This window comes from Arthrobacter sulfonylureivorans, assembly GCF_047607445.1.
Lineage (GTDB): Bacteria > Actinomycetota > Actinomycetes > Actinomycetales > Micrococcaceae > Crystallibacter > Crystallibacter sulfonylureivorans_A.
Genome location: NZ_JBLKRT010000016.1, coordinates 1 through 26242, shown reverse-complemented (window position 1 = coordinate 26242; position 26242 = coordinate 1). Strand labels below are relative to the sequence as shown.

22 protein-coding genes are annotated in these 26242 nt (G+C 67.4%); 13 read left to right on the top strand and 9 right to left on the bottom strand.

What is annotated here, in order from left to right; genetic code table 11:
* Window positions 1-166 precede the first annotated feature (166 nt).
* The 5 genes from ACMX2H_RS09520 (at window position 167) to ACMX2H_RS09500 (ending at window position 5455) form a co-directional block, all read left to right on the top strand.
* Window positions 167-1237, top strand: a complete 1071-nt coding sequence (locus ACMX2H_RS09520; protein WP_414960259.1) for a LacI family DNA-binding transcriptional regulator — start codon at window positions 167-169, stop codon at window positions 1235-1237.
* A gap of 88 nt (window positions 1238-1325) precedes the next feature.
* Window positions 1326-2648, top strand: a complete 1323-nt coding sequence (locus ACMX2H_RS09515) for an MFS transporter (protein ID WP_414960258.1) — start codon at window positions 1326-1328, stop codon at window positions 2646-2648.
* 93 nt (window positions 2649-2741) lie between these two features.
* Window positions 2742-3506, top strand: a complete 765-nt coding sequence (locus tag ACMX2H_RS09510) for an SDR family oxidoreductase (protein WP_414960257.1) — start codon at window positions 2742-2744, stop codon at window positions 3504-3506.
* Window positions 3507-3536: 30 nt separating this feature from the next.
* Window positions 3537-4469, top strand: coding sequence for a 3,5-dioxohexanoate:acetyl-CoA acetone transferase (gene kce / locus ACMX2H_RS09505; RefSeq protein ID WP_414960256.1), 933 nt, complete (start codon window positions 3537-3539; stop codon window positions 4467-4469).
* A gap of 8 nt (window positions 4470-4477) precedes the next feature.
* On the top strand, window positions 4478-5455 hold the full coding sequence (locus tag ACMX2H_RS09500) for a glycerate kinase (protein ID WP_414960255.1): 978 nt from the start codon (window positions 4478-4480) through the stop codon (window positions 5453-5455).
* On the opposite strand, the gene ACMX2H_RS09495 is transcribed toward ACMX2H_RS09500, so the two are convergent.
* Both ACMX2H_RS09495 and ACMX2H_RS09490 read right to left on the bottom strand, forming a co-directional pair.
* Window positions 5442-6176, bottom strand: coding sequence for a VOC family protein (locus tag ACMX2H_RS09495; RefSeq protein WP_414960254.1), 735 nt, complete (start codon window positions 6174-6176; stop codon window positions 5442-5444). The two genes, ACMX2H_RS09500 and ACMX2H_RS09495, sit on opposite strands and share 14 nt — an antisense overlap.
* Before the next feature lie 237 nt (window positions 6177-6413).
* Window positions 6414-7010 (bottom strand): TetR/AcrR family transcriptional regulator, encoded by a 597-nt coding sequence (locus tag ACMX2H_RS09490; RefSeq protein ID WP_414960253.1) that lies wholly within the window; start codon window positions 7008-7010, stop codon window positions 6414-6416.
* A gap of 56 nt (window positions 7011-7066) precedes the next feature.
* Here ACMX2H_RS09490 and ACMX2H_RS09485 point away from each other — a divergent pair, with 56 nt between their 5' ends.
* A complete protein-coding gene (locus ACMX2H_RS09485; RefSeq protein ID WP_414960252.1) occupies window positions 7067-8335 on the top strand; it encodes an MFS transporter in 1269 nt (422 codons plus the stop codon).
* Here the strand turns inward: ACMX2H_RS09485 and ACMX2H_RS09480 are convergent.
* The 3 genes from ACMX2H_RS09480 to ACMX2H_RS09470 form a co-directional block, all read right to left on the bottom strand.
* Window positions 8332-8628, bottom strand: coding sequence for an antibiotic biosynthesis monooxygenase family protein (locus ACMX2H_RS09480; RefSeq protein WP_414960251.1), 297 nt, complete (start codon window positions 8626-8628; stop codon window positions 8332-8334). The two genes, ACMX2H_RS09485 and ACMX2H_RS09480, sit on opposite strands and share 4 nt — an antisense overlap.
* Window positions 8629-8788: 160 nt before the next feature.
* The gene (locus ACMX2H_RS09475) at window positions 8789-9274 is read right to left on the bottom strand and encodes a hypothetical protein (protein ID WP_414960250.1); all 486 of its coding nucleotides are present in this window, start codon (window positions 9272-9274) and stop codon (window positions 8789-8791) included.
* Window positions 9275-9902: 628 nt separating this feature from the next.
* A complete protein-coding gene (locus ACMX2H_RS09470; RefSeq protein WP_414960249.1) occupies window positions 9903-11078 on the bottom strand; it encodes a PP2C family protein-serine/threonine phosphatase in 1176 nt (391 codons plus the stop codon).
* Window positions 11079-11254: 176 nt separating this feature from the next.
* Here ACMX2H_RS09470 and ACMX2H_RS09465 point away from each other — a divergent pair, with 176 nt between their 5' ends.
* The gene (locus ACMX2H_RS09465) at window positions 11255-12025 is read left to right on the top strand and encodes an SDR family NAD(P)-dependent oxidoreductase (RefSeq protein WP_414960248.1); all 771 of its coding nucleotides are present in this window, start codon (window positions 11255-11257) and stop codon (window positions 12023-12025) included.
* Window positions 12026-12225: 200 nt separating this feature from the next.
* Here ACMX2H_RS09465 and ACMX2H_RS09460 read toward each other — a convergent pair whose 3' ends face one another.
* From ACMX2H_RS09460 to ACMX2H_RS09450, 3 genes are read right to left on the bottom strand one after another with little or no spacing between them, the layout of a single operon-like run.
* On the bottom strand, window positions 12226-13641 hold the full coding sequence (locus ACMX2H_RS09460; protein WP_414960247.1) for an aldehyde dehydrogenase family protein: 1416 nt from the start codon (window positions 13639-13641) through the stop codon (window positions 12226-12228).
* Window positions 13638-15290 (bottom strand): thiamine pyrophosphate-dependent enzyme, encoded by a 1653-nt coding sequence (locus tag ACMX2H_RS09455; protein WP_414960246.1) that lies wholly within the window; start codon window positions 15288-15290, stop codon window positions 13638-13640. Before ACMX2H_RS09455 ends, ACMX2H_RS09460 begins: the two co-directional genes overlap by 4 nt.
* A 44-nt stretch (window positions 15291-15334) precedes the next feature.
* Window positions 15335-16684: an MFS transporter gene (locus ACMX2H_RS09450; RefSeq protein ID WP_414960245.1), complete on the bottom strand. Its 1350-nt coding sequence runs from the start codon at window positions 16682-16684 to the stop codon at window positions 15335-15337.
* A 217-nt stretch (window positions 16685-16901) separates the two neighbouring features.
* Here ACMX2H_RS09450 and ACMX2H_RS09445 point away from each other — a divergent pair, with 217 nt between their 5' ends.
* Window positions 16902-18434 carry a helix-turn-helix domain-containing protein gene (locus tag ACMX2H_RS09445; RefSeq protein ID WP_414960244.1) on the top strand — a complete coding sequence of 511 codons (1533 nt, stop codon included), beginning with the start codon at window positions 16902-16904 and terminating at the stop codon, window positions 18432-18434.
* 141 nt (window positions 18435-18575) lie between these two features.
* Here ACMX2H_RS09445 and ACMX2H_RS09440 read toward each other — a convergent pair whose 3' ends face one another.
* Window positions 18576-20216: an amidohydrolase gene (locus tag ACMX2H_RS09440; protein WP_414960243.1), complete on the bottom strand. Its 1641-nt coding sequence runs from the start codon at window positions 20214-20216 to the stop codon at window positions 18576-18578.
* A gap of 157 nt (window positions 20217-20373) precedes the next feature.
* On the opposite strand from ACMX2H_RS09440, the gene gcvPA reads away from it, so the two are divergent.
* From gcvPA to ACMX2H_RS09415, 5 genes are read left to right on the top strand one after another with little or no spacing between them, the layout of a single operon-like run.
* Window positions 20374-21768 carry an aminomethyl-transferring glycine dehydrogenase subunit GcvPA gene (gene gcvPA, locus ACMX2H_RS09435; protein ID WP_414960242.1) on the top strand — a complete coding sequence of 465 codons (1395 nt, stop codon included), beginning with the start codon at window positions 20374-20376 and terminating at the stop codon, window positions 21766-21768.
* Window positions 21765-23432, top strand: coding sequence for an aminomethyl-transferring glycine dehydrogenase subunit GcvPB (gene gcvPB, locus ACMX2H_RS09430; RefSeq protein ID WP_414960241.1), 1668 nt, complete (start codon window positions 21765-21767; stop codon window positions 23430-23432). Before gcvPA ends, gcvPB begins: the two co-directional genes overlap by 4 nt.
* Complete coding sequence (locus tag ACMX2H_RS09425; RefSeq protein WP_414960240.1) at window positions 23429-24574, top strand: ATP-NAD kinase family protein; 1146 nt, start codon at window positions 23429-23431, stop codon at window positions 24572-24574. Before gcvPB ends, ACMX2H_RS09425 begins: the two co-directional genes overlap by 4 nt.
* Before the next feature lie 37 nt (window positions 24575-24611).
* Window positions 24612-25361 (top strand): SDR family NAD(P)-dependent oxidoreductase, encoded by a 750-nt coding sequence (locus ACMX2H_RS09420; protein WP_414960239.1) that lies wholly within the window; start codon window positions 24612-24614, stop codon window positions 25359-25361.
* Between the two features lie 2 nt (window positions 25362-25363).
* Window positions 25364-26197: a 3-hydroxyacyl-CoA dehydrogenase family protein gene (locus ACMX2H_RS09415; protein WP_414960238.1), complete on the top strand. Its 834-nt coding sequence runs from the start codon at window positions 25364-25366 to the stop codon at window positions 26195-26197.
* Window positions 26198-26242: the final 45 nt, after the last annotated feature.

Sequence of the window (26242 nt, the reverse complement as noted above, 5' to 3'; positions counted from 1 at the left end):
TTAAGTTCCTAGCCTCATCACGCCGGTCGCACACTGTGACGAAAGGACGAGGCCGACGCGGCGTAGCAATGTCTTCGCGCCAGTGAAACGTCTTAACGTTGCTTAACCCTTCTCGCTACTCTGTAATGGTCATCACGTGACGAAGGCGACAGGGAGAGGAGGCATCGTGAATTCAACTGTTGAAACCGCGGTACGTCCTCATCGGGTGTCGGCGGCAGAGGTGGCCCGCGTCTGCGGCGTCTCCGCGGCCACCGTCAGCTATGTCATGAACGGCAAGGGCGGAGTGTCCCAAGAAACCCGGCGGCACATCATCAAAGTCGCCAATGAACTGGGTTTCCGTCCCGCCGGGCACGCCAAGAAGCAGGGCGATGACCCGCACCTGAACAGGGTCGTCGGTTTGATTCTGCCCAACATCGTCAACCACATGTACACGGGCTGGGCGGAAGGCATCATCTCCGCAACGGCCCGCGAGGGTTTTGAAGTGTTCGTCGCCACCACCCGCGACGATCCGGACACCTTGGCCCAGGTGGCTGCCACGCTGGCCGCCCGCAACGTGGACGGCGTCATCATCGCCGCGACGTTGCGCGAGGACTCTCGCGCGCTGCGCACTTTCCGGCAGCGCCGGATCCCCTACATTTATCTATCCCGTAGGTCGGACCACTTGCCCGGCGACTTCGTCGGCATCGACGATTTCAGGGCGGCCTCCCAGCTGATGCAGCACATGCTGGACCACGGCTACCAGGAGATTGCCACCGTCATTGGTCCACGGTTCTCCACCGCTTCGCTGGCACGCGAACAGGCGTTCGTCGGTACCGCGGCGGCGCAGGGCGTGGTGATCACCGGCGAGCGCAAGATCAGCACCCGCCTCAATCGCGACGGCGGCCGGGTCGCTGCCGAAAAGCTGCTGGCATCACCGAATCCGCCCCGCGCCATCGTCTGCGGGTCGGACGAGATCGCTATCGGCGTGATGGAACATGCGCTCGAACTCGGCCTGCGCATTCCCGAAGACCTGGCGGTGGCCGGCAGCGACGGCCTCCCGCACAGCCGGTCGGCCCTGATTGGCCTGACCACCATCGTGCAGCCGGTGCAGGAGATGGCGGAGAAGTCGTTCGAACTGCTGCTGGCCCAGATCACCAAGCCCGGCAACGTCTTCACCCACACGTTCTGCAAGCACCATCTCCACATCGGGCGCACCTGCGGCTGCAAGCCGGACGGTCCGCCGAAACCCGAACCCTAGTCACCCAAGCACCGCACCGGCGTCGTCCGGTGATCCCACCACGCACTTCAAGTAATCCCCCATGCCCTTCAACAGGAAAGACTCTGCTATGTCCATTACGTCGCAGGCTACGGCGAAGAGGCCGCCAGCCGTCATCAACAAGATCATTTTCCGGCGCATCATGCCGTTGCTGATCGCCTCCTATGTGATGGCGTTCCTGGACCGCACCAACATTGGTATGGCCAAGGACCGTCTGGAGATCGACCTCGGCATCTCTGCGACGGCCTACGGCATCGGTGCCGGCCTGTTCTTCCTGACCTACGCCTTGTCCGAGGTCCCCTCCAACCTGATCATGCACAAGGTCGGGGCCCGCTTCTGGATCATGCGGATCATGATTACCTGGGGCCTGATCTCCGCAGCAATGGCCTTCGTCCAGGGCGAATGGTCCTTCTACCTGCTCCGCATGCTGCTGGGCGTGGCCGAGGCCGGACTCTTCCCGGGTGTGATCTACTTCCTGACCCAGTGGTTCGTGGCCAACGACCGCGCCAAGGCCAACGGCATGTTTCTGCTGGGCGTCTCCATTGCCAACATCGTCGGCGCTCCGCTCGGCGGCCTGCTGCTGACCATGGACGGGATCGGCGGACTGCACGGCTGGCAGTGGATGTTCATTATCGAGGGCCTGCCCGCCTGCGTCCTGGCATTCGTGGTCTGGAAGTTCCTGCCGGACAAGCCGACCGACGCCAAGTTCCTGACCCGTGCCGAAGCCGAAGACCTCGAGGCCCGCATCGCCGCCGAGGAAGAAGCCGGCGCCCGGGCGGCCGGAAACTCGAAGCTGCGCCACGTGCTGAAGGACAAGCAGATCCTGCTGGTCGTCGCCATCTACTTCACGCACCAGATCGCGGTCTACGCCCTGAGCTTCTTCCTGCCGTCCATCATCGGCAGCTACGGCGAACTGAACAGCATCCAGATTGGCCTGCTCACCTCCATCCCGTGGATCTTCTCCGCCGCCGGCGCCCTGCTGCTGCCGCGCCTGGCCACCAACGCCTCCCGGTCGCGGCTGATCGCCACCTGCACCATGGTGGGCATCGTCGCCGGCTTCACCCTCGGAGCCATCAGCGGACCCGTCATGGGCTTGATTGGCTTCTGCCTGGCCGCGTTCAACTTCTTCGCCTTGCAGCCGATTCTGTTCACATACCCCGCCACGAGGCTCTCCGGTGCGGCGCTGGCCGGCGGCATCGCGTTCGTCAACACGGTGGGCCTGTTCGGCGGATTCCTCGGCCCGTACGTCATGGGCTTCATGGAGGAAGCCACCGGCAACGCCCTCTCCGGCCTCTGGTTCATCGTCGGCATGTGCTTCATCGGCGCGCTGCTGACCCGCTTGCTCAAGCGCGGCGCCGAGGACCCGTCCAAGGCCACCATCAGCAGCCACTGACCCCAGGTGACGCGTACGACGGCGGTGCCGCACCGCCGTCGTACTGTCCCCTCTGACACTTCCCCACCTGCACTACCCAAGGAGCACCACCCCATGGATTTCACCGGACGCAAGGTCCTGGTCACCGCCGGCGCCGCCGGCATCGGCCGTGCCATCGCCACCCGCTTCCGCGACCTCGGCGCGGAGGTCATGGTCACCGACATCAACCCTGACGCGGTGGACGCCGCCAAGCAGGACGGCTTCGCCGTGGCACTCAGCGATGTGTCCGACGAGACCCAGGTCCGCCTGCTGATGGAAGAAGTCCGCACCCAACTGGGCGGACTGGACGTGCTGGTCAACAATGCGGGCATCGCCGGGCCCACCGGCCCCATCGAGACGCTGGACTCGGACGCCTGGCGGACCACGTTCGACGTCAACGTCCACGGCCAGTTCTACTGCATCAAGCACGCGCTGCCGCTGCTGCGCGAGGCGAAGGACGCGGCCATCGTCAACCTCTCCTCCGCCGCCGGCCGGTTGGGCATGGCTGGCCGCAGCCCCTACTCGGCGTCCAAGTGGGCGGTCGTGGGCCTGACCAAGACGCTCGCCATCGAGCTGGGCCCCGAAGGCATCCGCGCCAACGCCATCTGCCCCGGCGCGGTCAACGGTCCGCGCATCGACGCCGTGATCGAGGCCAAGGCCACCATGCTGGGCCGCCCGCTGGAGGAAGTCTCCGACCTGTACCACAAGCAGTCCTCGCTGGAGCGGCTGGTGGAGGCCGAGGACATCGCCAACATGGCGGCCTTCCTGGCCAGCGACTTGGCCCGCAACGTCAACGGCCAGGCGATGGCCGTGGACGGCAACACCGAAAAGCTCTACTGATCCACCCCGCACCACCAAAGGAACAACATCATGGCCAGCAAGCGCAAAGTCATCATCACCTCCGCTGTTACCGGCGCCATCCACACCCCCAGCATGTCCCCGCACCTGCCGGTCACCCAGGATGAGATCGCCGACGCAGCCATTGGCGCCGCCAACGCCGGCGCCGCGATCGTGCACATGCACGCCCGCGACCCGAAGGACGGCCGCCCGTCCCAGGACCCGGCACACTTCGAGCCCATCCTGGCCAAGCTGAAAGCCAATACCGACGCGGTCATCAACATCACCACCGGCGGTTCGCCGCACATGACCGTTGAGGAACGCATGCGTCCGGTCGCGGCGTTCAAGCCGGAACTGGCGTCACTGAACATGGGCTCGATGAACTTTGGCCTCTACCCCATGCTGGACCGCTTCCAGGAGTTCGAGCACGAGTGGGAGCGCGAAGGGCTGGAGAAGTCCCGGGACCTGGTTTTCAAGAACACCTTCCAGGACATTGAGACCATCCTGAACATCGGCAACGGCAACGGCACCCGGTTCGAGTTCGAGTGCTACGACATCTCGCACCTGAACAATCTGGCCCACTTCCACGGCCGCGGCTTGGCCCGCGGACCGCTGTTTGTCCAGTCCGTCTTCGGGCTGCTGGGCGGCATCGGCGCCCACCCGGAGGACCTGATGCACATGCGCCGCACGGCGGACCGGCTGCTGGGCGATGCCTACGAATGGTCCATCCTCGGCGCCGGCAAGAACCAGATGCCGCTGGCCACGATCGGCGCGGCGATGGGCTCGCACGTCCGCGTCGGGCTGGAGGACTCGCTCTGGATCGGCCCCGGCCAGCTCGCCGCGTCCAACGCCGAGCAGGTCAGCCGCATCCGCACCATCGTCGAAGCACTCAACTTCGAGGTCGCCACCCCTGACGAGGCCCGCGAGATGCTGGACCTCAAGGGCCGCGAGAACGTCGGATTCTGAGCCACGGCATGAAAATCCTTATCGCGCCCGACAGCTTCAAGGGCACCTACACCGCCGCCGAGGTGGCCGCCCACATTGCCGCCGGTGTCCGGGAAGCCGGCGGCACCGCCGTCGAACTTCCCGTGGCCGACGGCGGTGAAGGCACCTACGAAATCCTGCGGGACGCGACGGCGGCAGCTCTCGTGGAGGCGGACAGTGTGGGGCCATGGCGGGATCCGCTCCGCGCGTCCTATGCGCTGAGCGCGGACGGGACGGCCGTGATCGGACTGGCCGCGGCCAGCGGGATCACCTTGCCAACTTCCGGCGAGCGCGACCCGCTGGCTGCGGACACCTATGGGACCGGGCTGCTCATGGTCGACGCGGTGCGGCGCGGGGCATCGACCATCCTGGTGGCGGCCGGCGGCAGCGCGACGACGGACGGCGGCAGCGGCGCGATCGCCGCAATCGAGGAACACGGCGGGCTGCGGGGCGCCCGGGTTCGGGTGCTCACCGATGTCACCACAGCCTTTGAGGACGCCGCGGCGGTGTTCGGGCCGCAGAAGGGTGCCGGCCCAGAGCAGGTGTTGGACCTGACCGAACGGCTGCACCGCCAGGCCGCTGCCCTCCCCCGGGACCCCCGCGGTGTGCCGCGGTCCGGGGCCGCCGGCGGTTTCAGCGGCGGCATGTGGGCGCAGTACGACGCCGAGCTGGTGCCTGGCGCGGAGTACATCCTCGACGCGGTCGGCTTTGACCGGCTCGCGGCTGAGGCGGACTTGATCGTGGTGGGCGAAGGGCAGTTGGATTCGCAGACCGGGCAGGGCAAGATCATCTCCGCCATCCTGGCCCGCAACCCCGGCAAGCCGGTGCACGCCGTCGTGGGCTCGGTCAGCCCCGATCTGGGCGGCTACGCAGAGAACTTCGCCAGCATCGTCGTTGCCTCGGATGCTGACGCCATGCGAGCAGCCGGCGGCCGGTTGGCGCAGGAGTTCTGCGTCAGCCGGAGCTGAGGACGCAGAACTCGTTGCCTTCGGAATCGGCGAGGCACACCCACGGCACCTCGCCCTGGCCGAGGTCGGCCTCGGTAGCGCCCAGCGCGTGCAGCCGGGCCACCTCGGCCGCCTGGTCGTCACCGGGATACGGCTTCAGGTCCAGGTGGATTCGGCCGCACGCCGCGGCATCCGGTGTGCGAAGGAATTCCAGGTACGGTCCCACGCCCTCGGCCGAGCGCAGCCGCGCATGGTCGTCGGTCACCTCGTGCAGGGTCCAGTCCATCGCCTGGCCCCAGAACCGGGCCATCGCCCGCGGATCGTTGCAGTTGACTACCACCGCGGCGATCGGCCCGGTGTCCCGGTACATCGGCCGGGGCTCCAGCACGCAGAACAGGTTGCCCTCCGGGTCGGCCATCACCGACCACGGCACGTCACCTTGGCCGATGTCCGCGGGCGTCGCACCGAGCTCCTGCAAGCGAGAGACCAGCTCCACCTGATGGGCCTCGGACGTGGTGGCGAGATCGAGATGCGCCCGGTAATTCACCGTCCCAGGGTCCGGGACTTTGACCACGTCCACGCAGACGGCGGATGGGTCCGGCCAGTCGAACCCCACGGGCTCAACATTGGTCACCCCTGGCCCCTCGCTGGAAACACCCCAGCCGAGCGCCTCCGCCCAAAACCTGCCGAGGGCCGAGCCGTCCTCCGCCTTGAAATTCACCTGAACCAGTCGCAGCGCCATACCGCCCGACCCTATACCGAAGAAAACCTGATCGGGAGGAGCCTTGAGGCCTTCGGGGCGCTTGGCCGCTGGATTTCCGGCGCCTGGCTAAAACCGTGCGATAGCGGTGCCGACGGTGGTCGAAGGAGGCGCGCCAGCGCCGAGCAGAGACCGGTCGACCACCGCGCGGTCGGTGCCGCCCAGGGGCCGGTCGGTCACCGGGGCCGGCGAGCGCAGCCTCGACGTCCTTGCGCAGAATCATCCCGTCAGCGCCGGGGCCGGAGAGGTCCCGATAATCGAGCGTGCTGCAGTGCGCGCGTGGGCCACCGGGTTGCTGGGTTCGCCGCGGAGCAGGCTGCCGAGCACTCCGTTGTACAGCAGCAGCAGGACCGCGGCCACGGTAGCCGGGTCCGGGCAGCCAGCCTCCTTCGCCAGTCTTGCCAGCCGCTCCGTGATCATCTGCGTGTCCTGACGGATCAGCTCGAACACCGGATCTTCTTGGCCGGCTGCTGGCGCGGGGCGCTCCGACGCAGTGGCCAGGAAGCTGCACCACTGGGTGGGATTGGCCGCGGCGCGGAACGTTTCGACGGCGTCGAAAACCGCCAGTAGCCGCTCCTCTGAGGTGTCGGCGTTGGCGATCGCTTCGTCCCAGTGCTGGGTCCAGTTGTCCAGCCGCCGGGCGAGCACTTCGCGCAGCAGGTTGTCCTTGGAGCCGAAGTGCTTGTAGAGCGTCACGATCGCCACTCCGGCCGTTGCCGCCACCCGGTCCACGCCGGTCACGCTGATTCCTTGCTGGAAGAACAACTCCTCGGCCGCATTCAGGATGCGGTCGCGGGTATTCAAAGGGACTGCCATGGGGCTAGTATAACGCTCGTTATGGTGTAACGGTCGTTATGCAGTGGGAGGTGGGGATGAGCAGGGAAACCATCGGGCGCGAAGCCCGGACGTCCGGCCTCGGCGTGGCGTTCGCCGGGATGCTCTTGATCGCCGCAACCTACGGCATGGCCCGCTTTGGAGTCGGCCTCTTCGCTCCGCTCCTGGCAGTGCAACGGCCGGAACTCGCGGAGGTTCTCGGCTGGGCAGCCGCAGCGCAGTTCACCTCTTATTCCGTGGCTGCGCTGGCTGCCGCGCGGTTCGTTGACCGCGCTCCTCGCGCCGGCCTGCTGCTCGCCGGTGCCACCGCTGCTCTTGGGTGCCTCGGGGTTGCCGTTGCGGGGTCTCCGGCGATATTCGTCGTGGCCGTCTTCATCGGCGGAATGGGCGGCGGCTTCGCCTCTCCGGCGTTGGTCCCGGTGATCGACGCGGCCGTCCCGCGTCGTGCCTCCGCCACGGCGCAATCGCTGGTGAATTCCGGAACGGCTGTCGGCGTGATCGTCGCCGGACTGGTGGCCTCCGCAGCATCGTCGGTCGGTCCGGCCTGGGTGTTCATGGCGACGATGTGCGCGACGACGGCGGTAGCCGTCTGGCATTCCGCCGGGCCGCGGGCGGAATTAGGGGCCGCCGCCCGAGCAACTGCGGGGCCGACGTCGAGGCTCCCGGGCAACAGGAGCAAGAAACCGCCGTCGACATCCTGGGCCGGCAGGGACATGGAAGCGGCGTCGTCACCCCTGGCCGGGAGCCGTCGGTGGCGTCTCTTGGCAGTCCCTGGCGTGGCAGCTGTCATTGCCGGTGCGGGCTCAGCCTTGATCTGGACGTTCGGCCCGCTGCTGCTCACCGAGGCCGGTTCCGTCGCTCCCGAGCGGGCCGGCTGGCTGTGGATTACCCTGGGCATCGGCGGATTCCTCGGAATCTTCACCGGAACGCTGGTCCGACGTCTGGGCACCCGGGGCGGCTGGTGCTTCTTCGCCGCCGCACTAGCCCTCGCCAGCGCTGGCGTCGCGGCGTCTGTGCTGACCGGCAGCGGTTTGATCGCGTATGCCAGCATGGCCGTCTTCGGCGCCGGCTACATGAGCCTTTCCGGCGTGCTCATCCTGTGGGCACGCACCGTGTGGCCGGGCACTGCCGGTGCCGGCACCTCCATGCTGTTTATTGCGCTGGCCACCGGACAAGCACTGGGGTCCGCCGGCTTCGGACTGGCTCGCGGGGCCATGTCGCCGGTTGTCCTGGCCGCTTTGGCCGCCGGTTTCCTCATCCTCGGCGGCCTCACCGGGCTGATTCGTGGACGGCGGCCCTCCGCTTAGTCTGCGAGTTCCACAACCTCGAACTCAAGCAACTCCGCGCCGCTGGCGACCGGTTGCTGCGTGCTGTTGTGGTCCCGCGGCGCCCGATTGTCGCGCCAGTTCTCGAAGTCCTCGCGCGTGGCCCACTGCGTGTACACGAAGTAGCGGTCCTCGCCGGCGACGGGACGCAGCAACTGAAAGCCCTCGAAACCGGGAGCGGAATCCACCGCATGCTTCCGTGCCGCGAAGCGGGACTCCAACTCCGCACCCGAACCTTCCGGAACCTTCAGCGCGTTGATGACGACGATGGACACGATGCTTCTCCTCTCCCGGCCCGGACGGCCCGGGACTGTGACACTCCCACGCTACCCGGCATCATCATCTCGTGGGTTGTTTCCGGGAGTATCTAGCGGACGTCGAGACGAAAGGCCGACGATGTGGATCCTCACCATTCTTGGACCGCAGCTTTAGCTCCTAGGCACAGTAGTCACACTGCCCGGAAACAGGCAGCAGCATGGCGCAGCTGGAACACGCTGGCTGCGACTTCATCGGCCGCGGCTCGCTGCGGCTGAGTTTCTCCGCGTATTCCCGGGTGAGCATGGGCTCTGCATCAAAAGGAACACTGCCAAAATGTCGGTAACACTTCAGTCGTTCCTCTGCCGCGACGCGCTCCAACGTGAGCGGGTCTTCTATCGAGTCCTTGCCCGACATACGGAGAAACTCGTTGAAACCGTGGCCGACCATCCCACTTTCGGCACGCACGACCAAAGACGACAGGGCCGGAAGGTCATGCTTCAGGCAGTGGCCCAACACGGCCCCCAAAGGCTTTCCAATCCAGTTCCCAAGCTGAGTCCGCGTGTGAACGCCTGTCCTCTCGAAAAGTTGTTGAGCCAGGTCTTTATAGAAAATGTATCCGCCGTAGGTTGAAGCAACTTCCTCAAGAATGGGGATGGTCTCCATCGTCCAGAGCTTCAACGCCTCAGAAAACGGAAACAAGACGTCCCGGTCCGGCTCCCGCCACGTACCTGGCGCCCCTACAGAGGCGGCCCCCTGAACCCCCGGCTTCTGCATTTCGATATACACAAGAACCAATAGTATTCGTCATTCCGAAGTGAACCTGCTGATATGGCGAATGGTCATCGTAATCCAATTGCTCGATCGGAACTCACGGTCCCATAGACGGTCTGCAGTGCCGATCTCGCTGGGCCACAAAACAGTGGCCATCTAGCAGATCACGCAGTGTCCAGGCGAACCATTCAAAACAGGGCGACCCCGACCGCCTACCTAGCCGAATACGTGCGGTCTTCTGGTGATTTTGGTTCAATAAGCGTTACCCAAATGTGCGTAATAGCTGTGAACCCGGCCTAGGAGATGCGATGACTGAATCAATCGATGATTGGTACCTCGACCATGCGGACGATGACATGGGCGATTCACCGGACGACGAATACGTCGAGCAGCAGTGGCCGGATTCCAGAGCCTAAGACGACAACTACCCGGACAGGCGATGGCAGCCATGCGGGTAGTCACGCAGTAGGACGGGACCTATTTCCGGACGCCGGACCTTTCGCAAGTGACCCTAGCCGTCCTACTCTCGCTTGAGTGCGACGACGGTGACGTCGTCGTCATGCCCCTTCGTCCCGGCGTCGGCAATGGCGCGGTCCACCAACTGTTCGGGCGGCAAGATGCCGATTCCGGCGGCAAGGACCTGCTCGAGGGTTTCCTCCAGGGTCGGAAAGAAATCGAGGAAGCCGTCCGACACCACGACCAGCGTCTCCCCCGGTTCCAGGACCGTGCTGTGGACCTCACACTGCTGGTCCGGCAGCACGCCCATGGGAGGCCCGGATCGGTGCAGCCGGCGGTAGCCGGCGGCACTGAAGACGAAGGCCAGTCCGTGGCCGGCGTCCACGTACTCAAGGCGTCCGGTGGATGGTTCAAGGCGGGCCGAGAAGACGGTGCCGAAAGAGCCGGCGTCGAAAAGCAGCTGTTCCGAAGCGATGGCCGCGCGGTGGAATGCTTGGCCCTGGTCGCTGAACCGGGCAGCGCCCGCCAGAGTCGCCCGCAGCGACGCCGCAATGAGCGCGGCGGGGATCCCTTTGCCCATCACATCCACCACGTGGAGTTGGAGTTGCCCGTTGGGCAGCGGGTGCCAGTAATAGAAGTCCCCGCTCAGCGACCGCGACGGCACACACTGCCCTGCCAGCTGGTATCCGGGCAGGTCCGGGACAGTTCGCGGCAGGAGGACGCGCTGCACTTCGGCCGCGTGGTCCAGCTCCCGCTGCAGTTCCAGTTCTTGCTCGACCCAGCGTCCCATTTCGGCCAGCACCTGGGTTTCCCTGTCGCTGAGGAGGCGTGGCTTCGTGTCCAGGATGCATAGCGAACCGACCGGCTCTCCGCCCGAGGCCCTCAGCGGCTGTCCGGCGTAGAAGCGAATATTCGGATTCGACGTGACGAACGGATAATCGCTGAACCGTTCATCGAGCGACGCGTCGGGCACGACGAGGACGTCGTCTTTCCGGACGGTATGCCAGCAGATCGCTTCCTCAAGCGGCGTGTTCTCCAGACCCGGCAACCCGGCCTCCGCCTTGGTCCACTGCCGGTCCAGGTCGATGAAGTTCATGGCCACCATTGGCACATCAAAAACCGCCCGTGCAGCGCGGACAATCCGGTCAAAACGCTCCTCTCGAGGGGTATCGAGAATCTCCAGAGCATGAAGAGCGTCGGCACGGGCGGTATCGACCGCGGTGGATGAACCTTTCAGCATGCCCCACATCCTAGTCATTCCATGGGGCGTCCCGGGAGCCGCCTCCCGTGGCCCCTCCGCTCGTCCCAACAAGTGGCATACATCATGCATATGCATGGAATATCGATCTGCCGCTCGGCGCTGTGATCAGTGGGAGGCGAAACCGCCGTCCCACGGCTTCAAACTAAGGAGACGCAATGACATTCCCGGTTCTTCAGGACAAAGTCGCCATCGTGACTGGCGCAGCGCAGGGCATGGGCGAAGCTACCGCCCGCCTGTTCGCCGAGGCCGGCGCGAAGGTAGTTGTTGCCGACTTCAACCAGGACAAGGGCCAGTCGGTGGTTGACGACATCGTGGCTGCCGGCGGAGACGCCTTCTTTGTCAAGGTCGACGTTTCCAAGGGCGAAGACGTGAAGGCCATGGTCGCCGCCACGGTCGAGAAGTACGGCCGGCTCGACGTCGCCGTGAACAACGCAGCGCTCACTCCGGACCAGGCCCCGATCCACGAGTTCGACGAGGAGTACTGGGACCGCATCATGTCCGTCGACCTCAAGGGCGTTGCCCTCAGCCTCAAGTACGAAATCCAGCAGCTTCGCGCCCAAGGCGGCGGCGGCTCGCTGATCAACATCTCCTCGGTCAGCGGATTCCGGCCGCAGCCCGGCAACCCTGCCTACATCGCCGCAAAGCACGGCGTGGTGGGCCTGACCAAGGCCGCCGCCCTGGAGAACGGCCCGGAGAACATCCGAGTTAACTCCGTCGCCCCCGGCGCCATTGACACGCCGATGCTCCGCGGCGCGCTGGAGGAAATGGGCATTGATCCGGAGGCCTACGCCCCGCAGCTGAGCCTGCTCAACCGCTTCGGCAACGCCCGCGAGATCGCCGAAGCCAGCCTCTGGCTCGCCTCGGACGCCTCGTCCTACGTCACCGGCACCACGATCCACGCGGATGCGGGCTACACCTCTCGGTAATCCAAGCAACGGCAAACCCGAACGGCGCCCGGCTCTGCTCATGCAGGCCGGGCGCCGTTCCATGGCCGGGCGCCGTTGCAGGGCCGGGCCCCGTTGCGTGGCCGGGCCCCGTTGCGTGGCCGCGCGTAGGCCATCACGTAGAAGCGGCTGTCTCGATTCCGCATGAGAACCGGGACAGCCGCTTCGATCTACTGTTCTGGTCAGGCCAGCGCTGTGGTCACTGATTTCACCCGGGTGTAGCTCTCCATCGCGTACACCGACAGGTCCTTGGCGTTGCCGGAGTGCTTGAAGCCGCCGTGTGGCGCCTCGGCCGGGCAGACCTGGTGGCAGTTGATCCACGTCTCGCCGTAGTCCAGCGCGTTGATCACCCGGTTGGCGCGGCCTAGGTCGCGCGTCCAGACGCTGGCCGCCAGCCCGTAGTTGCTGTCGTTGGCGAGCGCGATCGCCTCGTCCTCATCGGCCACCGGCTGAATGGTGATCACGGGCCCGAAGAGCTCCTCCTGCACGATCTCGTCGTCCTGCCGGACCCCGGCAACGACCGTGGGGGCCAGGAAATTTCCCGGCCCGTGCACCGTGCCGCCGGTGAGCACACGGGCGTGTTCCGGCAACCGGTCGAGGTAGCCCTTGACCCGCTCCAGTTGGGCGGAACTGTTGAGCGGCCCGATGTCGGACACCCCATCCGCAGGTCCGCCAAATGTGGTCGCCGCCGCTGCCTTGGCCAGCTGCTCGCACATCTCCTCATACGCGTCCTGGTGCACCAGCACGCGGGTGATCGCGGTGCAGTCCTGGCCGGCGTTGAAGAACCCGTGAAGGGCAATACTCTTCGCGGTCGCGGCGATGTCGACGTCGTCGAACACCAGCGCAGGCGCCTTTCCACCCAGTTCCAGGTGCACGTCCTTGAGACCGTCGGCGGCGCTGGCCATGACCTGGCGGCCGGCGCGGGTGCTGCCGGTGATGGCCACAAGTTCAGGAAGCGGATGCGCCACCAGCGCTCGGCCGGTCTCCCGGTCCCCGCAGACCACGTTCAGCACTCCGGGCGGCAGATACTCCTGGGCCATTTGTGCAAGCAGCACCGTGCTGTAGGGAGTGGTTTCGGCCGGCTTGATTACCAGGGTGTTTCCGGTGGACAGCGCCGCGCCGATCTTCCATACGGCCATCATCAGCGGATAGTTCCACGGCGTGATCTGGGCGATGACGCCGATCGGCTCGCGCCGCGTGTGGGTGGAGAAGCCGTACAGGTACTCCACCTGCCCCATCCCGGTGAGCGTGCGGGCTGCCCCGGCGAAGAACCGCAGCTGGTCGGCGGAGCGCAGCACTTCAATGGTGCGGGTGGCGTCGCGGGGCTTGCCCGTGCAGGTCAGTTCCGCATCGGTGAAAAGATCCGCATTCGACTCGATCAGGTCGGCCAGCTTCAGCAGCACGCGCTGGCGTTCGGCCGGCGTGCTGCCCTTCCAAGTCTTGAAAGCGGTGGCCGCGGCCCGCACGGCGTCGTCGACCACCTCGGCGGAGCTGTTCGGCGAGGTGCCCACCGGTTTGCCGGTGGCCGGGTCGTGGAAGGTCAAGACCTCATCGCAGGTGATTACCTGCCCATTGATGACATTTCCGAGCGTGATCATGCCGTCAGGCTCTCCTTTTCAATAGCAGGTCCTCGTGTCTCAGGGTCGACCACAAGGTGGATCAGGGCAGGGCCGTCGAACGCTGCGGCCTCCGCGTAGGCCTCGGCGAAGTCGGCGGCGTCGGTCAGCTGCCGTCCGTAGGCTCCGTAGGCCCGGGCCAGCGCCGCGAAGTCGGGATTGACCAGTTCGGTGGCGCTGGGGCGGCCCGGGTACTCCCGCTCCTGATGCTGCCGGATGGTCCCGTAGCAGGAGTTGTCCACCACCAGCACCACCACGTTGGCCTTCTGCGCGACGGCGGTGGCCAGTTCCTGCCCATTCATCAGGAAGCAGCCATCACCGGCGACGGACAGCACCTGCCGCTCCGGAAAGACCAGACTCGCCGCGACAGCAGCAGGGATGCCCACGCCCATCGCGCCATTCTTCGGCCCCACGACGGAAGGGTAGGAGCGCGAGGGCAGGAAGCGTTGCGGCCAGATGGCGTGATTGCCGGCGCCATAGGTGACCACTGCGTCGGCCGGCAGCAGCGAACGGAGCTGCTCCATCACCGCGCTCAGGTCCACACCGCTCCCGCCGTCGCACAGTGGCGTGGAGTAGGTGTCCCAGTTCCGCCGGCCCTCGGCCAGCCAGCCCTGGGCATCTTCCCGGAACTGCGCTTGGACGGCGGCCCGTTCGACGAAGCGGGACGGGGAGACCAGCAACTGCAGATCGGTGCGGCCGAAGTGCGCGGTGGCTTCTGGGTCGGCGCTGATCACGACGGTGCGCGCCTCCAGCCCCAGCGTGTAGCCGTCGCTGAGGACGTCCGAGCGCACGGCTCCCAGGTAGACGATCAGGTCCGCCCGTCCGGCGTAATCGCTCAGCTGCTTGCTGCGGCCGTAGCCCAGCATGCCCACGTAGCTGGTGCTGTCGTTGTCGATCACGTCGTAGGCGCGGAAATCAGTGGCGACCGGCAGAGCCTTCGCTTCGGCCCATTTGGCCAGCGCGACAGCAGAGTCCGGGCTCCAGCGCTCCCCGCCGGCGATCACCAGCGGCCGCTCGGCCGCGTCGATCAGGGCTTCGACGGCAGCCAGGTCCGCGTCGGAGACCTCGGTAGAGGCCACAGGGCGGGCAGGTGCCACGCGAGCGGATACCTGCTCGCGCAGCACCTCCTCAGGCAGGCCGATGATGACCGGGCCGGGCCGCCCGGACACCGCCACGTGCATTGCCTCGGCCACCAAGGATCCGGCTTGGTCCGGAGCATCGAGTACGTAAACCCGCTTGGCTGTCGAACCGAACCAGCCCTCCAACGAGAACTCTTGGAAGGCCTCGTGGCCGCGCTGGTCTGTAGGAATCAGTCCGACGAAAAGCACCATCGGTGTCCCGTCCTGCCATGCGGTGTGCACGGAGATCATGGCGTTCGCCGCTCCCGGCCCGCGGGTGACCATGGCGATGCCCGGGGTTCCGGTGAGCCGCCCCTCGGTCAGCGCCATGATTCCGGCGCCGCCCTCCTGCCGACACACCACGGTGCGGATCGTGGAGTCGTAGAGTCCATCGAGTGTGTCGAGGTAGCTCTCCCCCGGCACGCAATAGACACGCTGAACGCCCAGTGCTTCAAGTTGGCGCACGATCAGGTGTCCTGCGCTGGTGGTCGGGGTTTCTTGTACTGCGTTCACTGCTGTCCGTTCTGCCTGGTGCCGCTGAATGGTTCCGTGCTTTGTTAGTGCCGGCCGGTGCTGGTCAGTTCGCCGTCGAACTCCAGCGCGGCGGCCTCATCCTCGGCTTCGCGCTTGGCAGCCACCTTGCGGGAACCGGCGCCGATCGCGCCGATCATGCTCACCAGCGAGACTGCCATCAGCAGCAGGGCCACGCCCCACGAGGAGTTGCCGTTGGCCACCAGGAGTGTCTGCGCGATGATCGGCAGGAAGCCACCGATGATGCCGAAGACGTTGTAGGAGACGGCCATGGCACTGTACCGGTACTGGGCCGGGAAGATTCCGGCGAGCAGTGATCCGATCGGGCCGTAGGGGATGGTCAGCGAGGCCATGCCGATGATGATGCCGAGGGTCACCAGCACGGGGTTGGCCGTGTCCACCAGGGCGAAGACAGGGAAAGCCAGCACCGCGGAGATCAGGGCGCCGGAAGCGCAGATCCGCCAGGCCCCGAAACGGTCGGCCAGCCGGCCGGAGACGATGATGACCACGATCTGGGCCAGCGCGCCGAGCAGGGTGGCATTGAGCATGGTCTGGCGCTCCATGCCCAGGACTGTTGTGCCGTAGCTGATCATGAAGGTGGTGATGATGAAGAAACCGGAGCCGCCCAGCAGCGCGGCCATGCCGCCGAGGATCATCCGGCCGCCGGTGTGGCGGACGGCGGCGACCAGCGGGACCTTCACCACGTTTTGCGTGGCCTGCAGCTGTTTGAAGATCGGCGATTCCTCGACGCGGTAGCGCAGGTACAGCCCGACGGCTAGGAACGGGAAGGCCAGCAAGAACGGAATGCGCCAGCCCCAGGACAGGAAGTCGTCCTCAGGCAGGGTTGCGACGATAGCCAAGGCGCCGGTGGACATCAGGGTGGCCACGGGTGAGCCCAGCTGCGGGATGGCGGCGTAGATGCCGTGCTTCTTTTTGGGGGCGTGCTCCAGCACCAGCACCATGGCGCCGCCCCATTCGCCGCCGGCGGAGATACCTTGGAACAGCCGCATGAGCAGCAGCGCCAGTGGTGCCAGCAGCCCGGCCGTCGCGTACGGCGGAAGCAGACCGATGATGCCGGTGGACAGACCCATCAGCGCGATCGATCCGACGACGGCGGCACGTCGGCCCATCCGGTCGCCGAGGTGCCCAAAGATGACGGCCCCCAACGGCCGCGCGATGAAGCCGGCGGCAAACGTCGCGAAGGAGAGCATCGTGGCCACGGCGAGGTCGTGGGCGGGGAAGAAGAGGTGCGTGAAAACGACGGCCGACGCTGTGCCGTAGAGAATGTAGTCGTACCATTCCATCGCTGTGCCGGCGAACGCCGACGCTGCGACACGCCTCAGCTCGCGGGGCGAAGTAGTGCTCGTGGATGACATGTGGGTCTCCTGATGCGAGTGCCGACCGCCTCCTGCGGTCTTGACCTGTATCACGGAAGCCTGCCAGCCGGCGGCGACCGCCTAACATCGCCCCCGCGTACAATTGCCGGAGCCATCTATCCGTGGCGGACAGTGCTTGGACGGGCCGCGGCACGCAAGCTGGGACCTCGGGTTGGCAGCACCCGGCAGGCAGGCAGCAGAGGGGAGATCGGCAAGAGTGTTACGACTATCCACGGTTCTGGTTTCGCCGGGGCTGGGGCTGACCCGCGTCGGCCTCGCCATCGGCGCAGACCCTGAGGTCAAGTGGGCCCATGTGAGTGAACTGCCCGACCCCACGCCCTGGCTGGCCGGCAACGAGCTGCTGCTGACTACCGGCATGGATCTCTTCCGGGATGACGCTTCCACCGACGCCTACTGCGCCCGGCTGGCCGCGGCTGGCGTGGCCGCTTTGGGGTTGAGCACGGGCGCTTCCCTGCCGCATCCGAACATGCCGCCACGGTTGCCGGTCGCCGCGGAGAACGCCGGCCTGGATCTGGTTCACGTGCCCGAAAGCACCCCGTTGCAAGCGGTGGTTCGCCGGGTCAGCGATGCCCTGAACGAAGAGCAGATGGAGCCGTTGCGCCGCGCCCTGCTGGCGCAGCGCCAGCTCAGCGAAGCCGCCACCGGCCCCGACGGCGTGACTGCCGTGCTTCAGGCCTTGGCGGCCAATACGACCATTACCGCGGCGGTCTATGACCCTACCCTGCTGCGGTTGACGAGCACCGGGGCCGCCGCCGAGGCACAGTTCGCCGCCCGGCGCTCCGAGATTTCGGCCCGGACACTCGAAGGGCTGCGCTGGACCATTGCCGATGACCGCGCCGCGGAGTCCACGGTGGTGGCACCGCTCGGCTCGCAAGGACGGCTGCGCGGGGTGATGATCGCGGTCAAGTCCGGGGCCATGACCACCTACGACCGGGCTCTGCTGGCCATGGTGTTCTCGCTGCTGAGCGTGCTGCTCGAGCTGCGGCACTCCAGCACGTACCAGCAGCGTAGGGCACGCGACAGGGCGGTCGATTCACTGCTGGCCGGGAACCTGACGGAGGTCGAGGCCACGGTGCGTTTGGCCCGGGCCGGTGTGGAATGTTCCGCGCTTCAGGCCGTGGCGGTCCCGGCCGCGCTCGGGGAACCCCGGGTGACGTCGCTGGTCTCGCAACTGCAGGGCCAGTGCACGGATGTCTTGGCCCGCGAGCGCACCGACGAGTGGGTGCTGTTGCTGTGCGACCCGGAGCCGGGTGTGGCTGCCGCATTGTCTGATTTGATCGGCCGGACCGGGGCCGGCCCGGCCGGCATCGGCACCGAAGTCAGCCCGGAGCGCGCGGCGCTCAGCCTCCGCCAAGCCCGCCGCGCCCAAGCCCTGGCCGCGAGCCGCAAGGTGGACTGCGTCGTGCTCCCGGACAGCGCCGGCTACCGCGCCATGCTGATGCTCGGCGACGCGGCCGAACGGGGCAGTTTTGCGGACACCGTGTTGGCCCCGCTGGATGAGCAGGACGCCCGCGGGAACAGCGATCTGGTCCAGGCGCTGCACGCCTACCTGGAGAACACCTCGAATGTGGAGGCGGCGGCCACCCAGCTCGGAGTGCACCGCCACACCATGCGGGCACGGCTGGCAAAGATCGCGGAACTGACCCAGCGCGACCTGGGCAACTCGGCGGACCTGCTGGAACTCTGGCTGGCCTGCGAGTTCCGCGCCCTGGCCCGCGAGGCCAGCTGACCGTCCACGAGCCCGTGCCGGCCTGCGAAGCCAACTGACCGCCCAAGGGCCCCTGCGCGCTGGCACGCGCAGAAGCCTAAGCATCAAAGCCGCCCGGCTCGACCCGTGAAGACCCCTAAGCGTCCAGGCCGGCCGCCCGGCTCAACCCGCGAACATCCCCTGCGGGTCGTGTTCGGCGACGCCGCCCACCAGCGTGCCCAGCACTTGCGTCTCCCCGATCTGCTCGGTGGGCACGGCGGTGGGGTCTTGGTCCAGCAGCACAAGGTCGGCGTGGAACCGCTCGCGGATCCGCCCCTTGCTGTGCTCCTCGCGGGAAGCGTAGGCGGAGTCCACGGTGTAGCTCTTGAGCGCCTCCAGTGCGCTGACCCCTTCGTGCAGGTTGAACGCGCGTCCCGAGGACGTCCGCCGTTCCACCATGGCCTGCATCGCCGGCAGCGGCGCACCCTGCACAACCGGGCGGTCGGAACCGCCAGGGACCACCAGCCCGGCATCCAGGAAGGAACGGTGTCGGTAAGTCCAGGGCAGGCGCTGCTCGCCGATCACTTCGGCCACGCCGTCGCCAATCTCATAGACGAAGCGGCCCTGCGGGGAAGGAATGATGCCGAGCGCGACGAAGCGCTCCAGCTGGTCGGGCCGCACCACCGAGGCGTGCTCGATCCGATGCCGCGGGTCCGGCCGGTGCCGCGAGGACAGCGCGGCCTCGATCACGTCCAGCGCGACGTCGACCGCGTGGTCGCCGATGGCGTGCACGGCCAACTGCCAGCCGCCGCGGTGCGCCTGCACGGTGAGGTCGCGCAGCTCCTCGGGGCCGAACTGCATCACCCCGGCATGGTCATGGCCGCAGAAGTTCTCCGTCATGGACGCGGTCCGGCTCATCAGCGCCCCGTCGGTGAACACCTTCAGCGGACCCACCGAAAGCCGGTCGTCGCCCAGCCCGGTGCGGATTCCCAGGTCCAGGCCCAGATGGTAGTCATCCGCCGCCGCGGTGACGACGGAGTGGAAGTTCTCCATCGCCACCATCAGCTGGGTGCGCAGGCGGATCCGTCCGGCCTCGTGCCCTGCCTGGTAGGCGGCGAGCTCCACCGGTGACGAGCCGACCAGCGGGGAGGCGCCGATCCCGGCCTCGGCAACCGAGGTCAGCCCCTCGGCCAAGTAGCGGTCGCCGGCCAGCCCCAACGCCTGGATCAGGTCGGCCTCGCTGAACGGCTTGCGCAAGTCGCGGAAGGCGGTCATCGCCTGCTCGGCCACCAAGCCGGTAGGCGAGCCATCGCCGTCGCGCTCTATGAAACCGCCGGACGGGACCGGGAAGGACGGGCTCAGCGCGCCGACCGCCTCGAACACGGCGGTGCTGGCCACCAGCATGTGCGAGGTGCGGTGGATGAACATGACCTTGCGCCCGCCCGACGCCGCGTCCAGCTTGGTCCGCTCCGGGTGGCCGCCAATCCGGGTCTGGTCATAGCCCGAGCCGGTGATCCATTCTCGGCCGGGTTCGGCGGCGGCCGCGGCAGCGACCGCGTCGTAGAGCTGGTCGGCGGAGGTGAATCCGCTCGCGTCGATTTCCTGCAGCTGCTGGCCGAACGCCGCCATGTGGTTGTGCACGTCGTGGAAACCGGGCGTGACGGTGGCCCCGGCGGCGTTGATAATGCGCGCGGCGGGCAGCTCCGAAATATCGTCGTCGAGGCCGACGATCCTCCCGTTCCAAACGCCCACGGCATGTGCGTGTGGGCGCTCGTCGTCGAGCGTGAGGACATTGGCGTTCTTGATGATCAGATCCAGCTTCACCCTCCCCACTCTAGGCATCACGCCGCGAGGACCCGAATGTCCAGCATGGACAACATTGGCGAAAGTTTGTCCACCGCGGATACACCCTGTGTCGCCGTCGACACGTAGGTTCGTACTCAACACGCTCCGGCACCCGCCGCACCACCAGGAGGTATCCATGGACCAAGGAACTGTGCCCGTGCACCCCTACGTCCCCAACTCGGCCCCCGCTACCAAGCAGGCCATGCTCGACACCATCGGGGTCGGATCTATCGACGAGTTCTTCGAGTCCATCCCGGACGAACTGCGCATGAAGCGCCCGCTGGACCTGCCGCCGGCACTGTCGGCGGAGTCGCAGCTCCAGCGCCACATGAGCGGGCTGCTGGCAAAGAACCAGCCGACTACCGTCGCACTGTCCTTCCTGGGCTCTGGCTGCTACCCGCACCACGTCCCGGCCGTGTGCGATGAAATCAACCAGCGCGCCGAGTTCCTCACCGCCTACGCCGGCGAGCCTTACGAGGACCACGGCAAGTGGCAGGCCCTGTTCGAGTACACCTCGCTGATGGCCGAGCTGCTCGAGATGGACGTGGTGAACGTCCCCACGTACGACGGCTACCAGGCCGCCGCAACAGCACTGCGGATGGCCGGCCGGATCACCGGGCGCGGCCGGGTCATCGTCGCCGACACCCTTGCCGCCGGCAAGCGCGCGAAGATCCAGACCTTCCTGGCCGGTGCGCTGGACATCGACTTCGTTGCACCACGGTCGGCTACCGGCCGCATCCATCTGGAGGACGTGGCCGCCCTCCTCAGCGAGAACACCGCCGCCGTGTTCCTGGAGACCCCGAACATGCTCGGCGTCATCGAAGCCGACGCCGGTGCTATCGCCTCGTTGGCGCACGGCAACGGCTCCTTGCTGGTCTGCTCCACCGACCCGCTGAGCCTGAGCTTTACCGCGGCGCCGGCCAGTTGGGGCGCCGACATTGTCTGCGGCGACATTCAGTCGTTGGGCCTGGGCATGCACTTCGGCGGCGCGCACGGCGGCTTCATTGCCACGCACGACGACGAACGCTTCGTTTTCGAATTCCCGTCCCGCTTGTTCGGGCTGGCTCCCACCCGTGTCGAGGGCGAGCTGGGGTTCTGCGACGTCGCCTACGAGCGCACTTCACTGGCCATGCGCGAGGAAGGCATCGAGTGGGTCGGCACGGCGGCGGCGCTGTGGGGCATTACCGCCGGCGCCTACCTTGCGCTGATGGGTCCGGAGGGCATGCGCACGCTGGGCGACACCATCGCGGTGCGGACCCGGCAGGCGATGGACGCCTTGGCGGAGGTCGACGGCGTCGAAGTGCTGCACACCGACAGCCCGCACTGGCGCGAGTTCGCCGTCCGGTTCCCAGGCCGCTCCGCTGTCGAGGTGAACGCCGCGCTGCTTGAACGCGGCATCTACGGCGGGGCCGCTGCCCCCGCGGTGCTCGGCGCCGGAGCCGAGGACACCGCCATCTACTGCGTGACCGAGCTGCACTCGCTCGGCGACATCACCCTGCTGGCCAGCGCACTGGAGGACATCCTGTCATGACCGTGATCGACACCGAACCCACCGCCGTCGCAGCGCCGCTCCCGGCCCTGCCCGTGGAGAAGCCGCTGCTGCGCGACTACCACGCGGCCCGCTGGGACGAACCGCTGATCTTCCAGCTCAGCGCCGAGGGGCACCGCGGCATCGACGTGCCCGCCGAAGATCCCGCCGCGCTCGAAGCCACCCCCGAGTCCGTCTTCCGCCGCAGCGACGCACCGGGCCTGCCCGAGATCGGCCAGTCCCAGGTGCTGCGGCACTACCTGCGGCTGTCGCAGGAGACACTGGGCGCGGACCTGAACGTGGACATCGGCCAAGGCACCTGCACCATGAAGTACAGCCCCAAGGTCAACGAGCGCTTCGCCGGCTCCGGGCAGTCGGTGCACACCCACCCGCTGCAGGACACCTCCACCATGCAGGGCACCCTGCAGATCCTGCACGAGCTGGAGTCCTACCTGGCCGAGGTGTCCGGCATGGATGCCGTCAGCCTGCAGGCCGGATCGGGCTCCGCCGCCATCTACGGCAACGTGAAGATCGTCCAGGCCTTCCACGAAAGCCGCGGCGAGGCCGACCAGCGCGACGAGATCATCACCACGATCTTCTCCCACCCCTCCAACGCGGCCACCGCCAAGACCGCCGGGTACAAGGTCATCACGCTGTACCCGGATGAGAACGGCTTCCCCGATCTGGATGCGCTGAAGGCAGTGATTTCCGACCGGACCGCCGCCCTGTTCATCACCAACCCGGAGGACACCGGGATCTTCAACCCACGGATCACCGAATACGTGGACGCGGTGCATGCCGTGGGCGGCATCTGCGTCTACGACCAGGCGAACGCCAACGGGCTGCTGGGCATCGCCCGGGCACGCGAAGCAGGGTTCGACCTGTGCCACTTCAACCTGCACAAGACGTTCTCTACCCCGCACGCCTGCGGCGGCCCCGCGGCCGGCGCGATCGGCGCGACCGACGAACTGGCGCCGTTCCTGCCCGGGCTGCGGGTCGAGCGCACCTCCGACGGCTACGCCTGGGCCAAGCCCTCGGAGTCGGCCACCGCCGACATCCGCCCGTTCCACGGAGTCATCCCGAACCTGATCCGCGCCTACACCTGGATCCGTTCGCTCGGCCCGGAAGGGCTGCGGCAGGTTTCCGAGATCGCGGTACTGAACAACAACTACGTGCTGGCCCAACTGCTGAAGGTCGACGGCGTCACCGCCCCCTATGCGGCCGGCCAGCACCGGATCGAGCAGGTGCGTTACTCGTGGGAGAAGCTCGCCGGCGAGACCGGCGTCAGCTCCTCGCAGATCGGAGCCCGCATGGCGGACTACGGCATGCACTACTGGACCAGCCACCACCCCTATGTGGTCCCGGAGCCGCTCACGCTCGAGCCGACCGAGTCCTACTCCAAGCGCGAGCTGGACGAGTACATCGAGGCGCTGCGGCACACCGCGGCCGAGGCCCGCAGCAACCCGGCGCTGCTGCAGGAAGCCCCCTACCGCAGCAGCATCCACACCGTGGATGTGGACGCCACCACTGACCCGGACACCTGGGCGACGTCGTGGCGCGCCTACCGGCGCAAGTACCAGGGCGAGGAGTTCGCCGCGGTACCGCGCTGGCAGCCGGCTACCGACTTGCCGGTGCGGCAGCGGCCCCCGAAGGCACACCACCGATGAGCACCGCGGCGGGCCCGCTCCGGATCGGCCTGATCGTGAATCCGGTGGCCGGTCTGGGCGGGCCCGCCGGTCTTAAGGGCAGCGACGGCACGGATATCCAAGCCGAGGCACTGCGCCGCGGTTCGGTGCCGCGCAGTGCTGCCAGGATGGGCCGGATGCTGCGCGAGCTACGCCGCCGCGATGTTCCGGTGTGGCTGCTGGCGGCTCCCGGACCGCTGGGGGAAGACGCGGCCCGTGCCGCCGGGTGGGAGCCCGACGCGGTCGTGCCGTGGCCCGGTGCCACCCCGCACGCGCCGACCACCGCGGCGGACACCACCGCGGCCGCCGCGGCCCTGACCGCGCGCGGCGTCGACGTGCTGGTGTTCGCCGGCGGCGATGGCACCGCCCGTGATGTCGCGGCTGGGCTCGGTCCCGACGACGTCGTGCTCGGTTTGCCCGCCGGGGTCAAGATGCAGTCCGGGGTCTTCGCCCGCTCCCCTGAGTCCGCGGCCGGTATTCTGGCCGACGCCGCCCGCGGCGTCGGCACCACCAGCGTGGCCGAGGTGGTCGACATCGACGAGCAAGCCCGGCGCGAAGGCATCATCAGTTCCACGCTGTATGGGCAGCTGCGCGTGCTGGGCACCCGGGCGCAAATGCAGGGCGGCAAGGTCGGCTCTCGTTCCGAGCCGCGCGAGGTGCTTGGCGGGATCGCCGCCGAGTGCGCAGGGCGGATCGACCCAGAGGCCATGTGCCTGCTCGGCCCGGGAACCACCGTGGCCGCCGTGGCGGCAGGGATGGGCCTGGACTCCACCCTGCTCGGCGTCGACGTACTGCACCGCGGCCGGCTGGTCGCCACCGACTGCTCGGCCGCCGAACTGCATCAGGTCACGGCCGGCCACCGCCTGCAGGTGCTGCTCTCCCCTGTCGGCGGTCAGGGCTTCCTGCTCGGGCGGGGCAACCAGCAACTCGACGAGGCCCTGCTGGCCAGGCTGTCCCCGGCCGAAATGCTGATCGTCTGCACGCCGGAGAAGCTCGGCGCCCTCGGCGGCGGCCCCTTCTACGTGGACGTACCCGGACCGGACCTCGCGGCCGCGCTCACCGGGCCGCGCCGGGTCGTTACAGGTCGCCGTCAAGAAGCCGTGGTCCGCCTACAAGCGGCCTAAAATTTCCTCACCCCAACTTGCGAAAGGACCACTTCCGATGTCTGCATCATCCCGCGTCGCCGTGATCACCGGCGGCGCCGGCGCGTTCGGCAGCGCAATCGCCGCCCGGCTAGCCGAAGACGGTTTCCGCGTTGTCCTGGCCGACGCGGATGCCGGACGTGCTGCCACGGCCGCCGCCAAGATTCCGGGCGCCTCCTCCAAGGAAATGGACGTCACCAGCGCGGAATCGGTGCACACGGCCGTTGCCGGCATCGGCGAAGAACTCGGCCGCATCGACGTCGTCGTTAACAATGCCGGTGTCGCCCCGCCGGGCGGCATGACGACGACAGCGCTGGATGCCTTTGACCGGACCCTGTCCATCAACCTGCGCGGCTCCTATCTGGTCACCTCCGCCGCCATGCCCTGGCTTCAGGCCAGTGAGGCGCCCCGGGTGGTGATGATCGGATCGCGCACCTGGCTCTCCGGCGGCAACCCGGCCTACACCGCGTCCAAGGCCGGGATCGTGGGCCTGTGCCGCAGCGTCGCCCAGGAACTCGGCCCGTTCGGCGGCACCTGCAACGTGGTCGCGCCAGGCCCGGTGGACACCGCCTTCGTGGACGGGATGGGCATGGGCGCGGACCGTGCCGCGAATTTTGAGCGCTACATCGAGCAGACGCCCCTGCGGCGGACCGCCTCGCCGGACGATGTGGCCCGGGCCGCCGCCTTCTTTGCCGGTGACGGCGCCTCCTTCATCACCGGCGAAGTGCTGCACGTCGCCGGCGGCCTCCAACTCGCTCCAAAACTGTAGGGATGGATACATTGATCGATTTTGCCTACCACTTCAACCACCGGGCCGTGGTCCTCGGCGCAGGCACCATGGGCGCCGGCATCGCGGAAACCTTTGTTGCCGCCGGCTGGCACGTCGACCTGGTTGACCCCTCGGACGAACAGCGGGCTGCCGCCGCCGGACGCGTCACCGAAGCGGGCGGATCGGGCACCCTCAATCCGGTGGCCTCCGTCGAAGCGCTTGAACCGGCCGGATTCGTCGTCGAATCGGTGCCGGAGAACCCGAAGTTGAAGGCGTCCGTGCTCGCCCAGGCGGAGCGGGTGCTTCAGCCCGAGCTGCTGTGCAGCAATACCAGCTCGCTGAGCATCGGCGAACTGCAGCTGGCGCTTGAACGGCCGGAGCATTTCCTCGGCATGCACTTCTTCCAGCCGGTACCGAAAACGCGGCTCATCGAACTGATTACGACGGCGGCCACCTCCGAACACTCACTCGAGCTGGCCCGCGCCTGCACCATCGGGCTGGGCCGTAAGCCCGTCGTGGTCAAGGACTCGCCGGGCTTCGCCACCAGCCGGCTCGGGGTCGCCATCGGCTTGGAAGCCATGCGCATGGTCGAGGAAGGCATCGCCACCGCGGAGGACATCGACGATGGCATGATCCTGGGCTACCAGCACGGCGTCGGCCCCCTGCGCATGACGGACATGGTCGGTCTCGACGTCCGGCTGGCCATCAGCGAGCACTTGGCGGCCACGCTGGGGCCGCGTTTCGAGCCTCCGGCGCTGCTGCGGGAGATGGTCGCCCGCGGGGAGTTGGGCCGCAAGACCGGCCGCGGCTTCTTCCACTGGCCCGAGACCGTCTGACCAGATGGGTGGGGGGGGGGGGGGGTTTTTGGGGGCGTCCCCCCC

Coding starts and splice junctions, on each gene's coding strand:
- ACMX2H_RS09515 (WP_414960258.1), top strand. CDS start 1,326: ATGTCCATTACGTCGCAGGCTACGGCGAAGAGGCCGCCAGCCGTCATC.
- ACMX2H_RS09510 (WP_414960257.1), top strand. CDS start 2,742: ATGGATTTCACCGGACGCAAGGTCCTGGTCACCGCCGGCGCCGCCGGC.
- kce (WP_414960256.1), top strand. CDS start 3,537: ATGGCCAGCAAGCGCAAAGTCATCATCACCTCCGCTGTTACCGGCGCC.
- ACMX2H_RS09500 (WP_414960255.1), top strand. CDS start 4,478: ATGAAAATCCTTATCGCGCCCGACAGCTTCAAGGGCACCTACACCGCC.
- ACMX2H_RS09495 (WP_414960254.1), bottom strand. CDS start 6,176: ATGGCGCTGCGACTGGTTCAGGTGAATTTCAAGGCGGAGGACGGCTCG.
- ACMX2H_RS09490 (WP_414960253.1), bottom strand. CDS start 7,010: ATGGCAGTCCCTTTGAATACCCGCGACCGCATCCTGAATGCGGCCGAG.
- ACMX2H_RS09485 (WP_414960252.1), top strand. CDS start 7,067: ATGAGCAGGGAAACCATCGGGCGCGAAGCCCGGACGTCCGGCCTCGGC.
- ACMX2H_RS09475 (WP_414960250.1), bottom strand. CDS start 9,274: ATGGAGACCATCCCCATTCTTGAGGAAGTTGCTTCAACCTACGGCGGA.
- ACMX2H_RS09470 (WP_414960249.1), bottom strand. CDS start 11,078: ATGCTGAAAGGTTCATCCACCGCGGTCGATACCGCCCGTGCCGACGCT.
- ACMX2H_RS09465 (WP_414960248.1), top strand. CDS start 11,255: ATGACATTCCCGGTTCTTCAGGACAAAGTCGCCATCGTGACTGGCGCA.
- ACMX2H_RS09460 (WP_414960247.1), bottom strand. CDS start 13,641: ATGATCACGCTCGGAAATGTCATCAATGGGCAGGTAATCACCTGCGAT.
- ACMX2H_RS09450 (WP_414960245.1), bottom strand. CDS start 16,684: ATGTCATCCACGAGCACTACTTCGCCCCGCGAGCTGAGGCGTGTCGCA.
- gcvPA (WP_414960242.1), top strand. CDS start 20,374: ATGGACCAAGGAACTGTGCCCGTGCACCCCTACGTCCCCAACTCGGCC.
- gcvPB (WP_414960241.1), top strand. CDS start 21,765: ATGACCGTGATCGACACCGAACCCACCGCCGTCGCAGCGCCGCTCCCG.
- ACMX2H_RS09425 (WP_414960240.1), top strand. CDS start 23,429: ATGAGCACCGCGGCGGGCCCGCTCCGGATCGGCCTGATCGTGAATCCG.
- ACMX2H_RS09420 (WP_414960239.1), top strand. CDS start 24,612: ATGTCTGCATCATCCCGCGTCGCCGTGATCACCGGCGGCGCCGGCGCG.
- ACMX2H_RS09415 (WP_414960238.1), top strand. CDS start 25,364: ATGGATACATTGATCGATTTTGCCTACCACTTCAACCACCGGGCCGTG.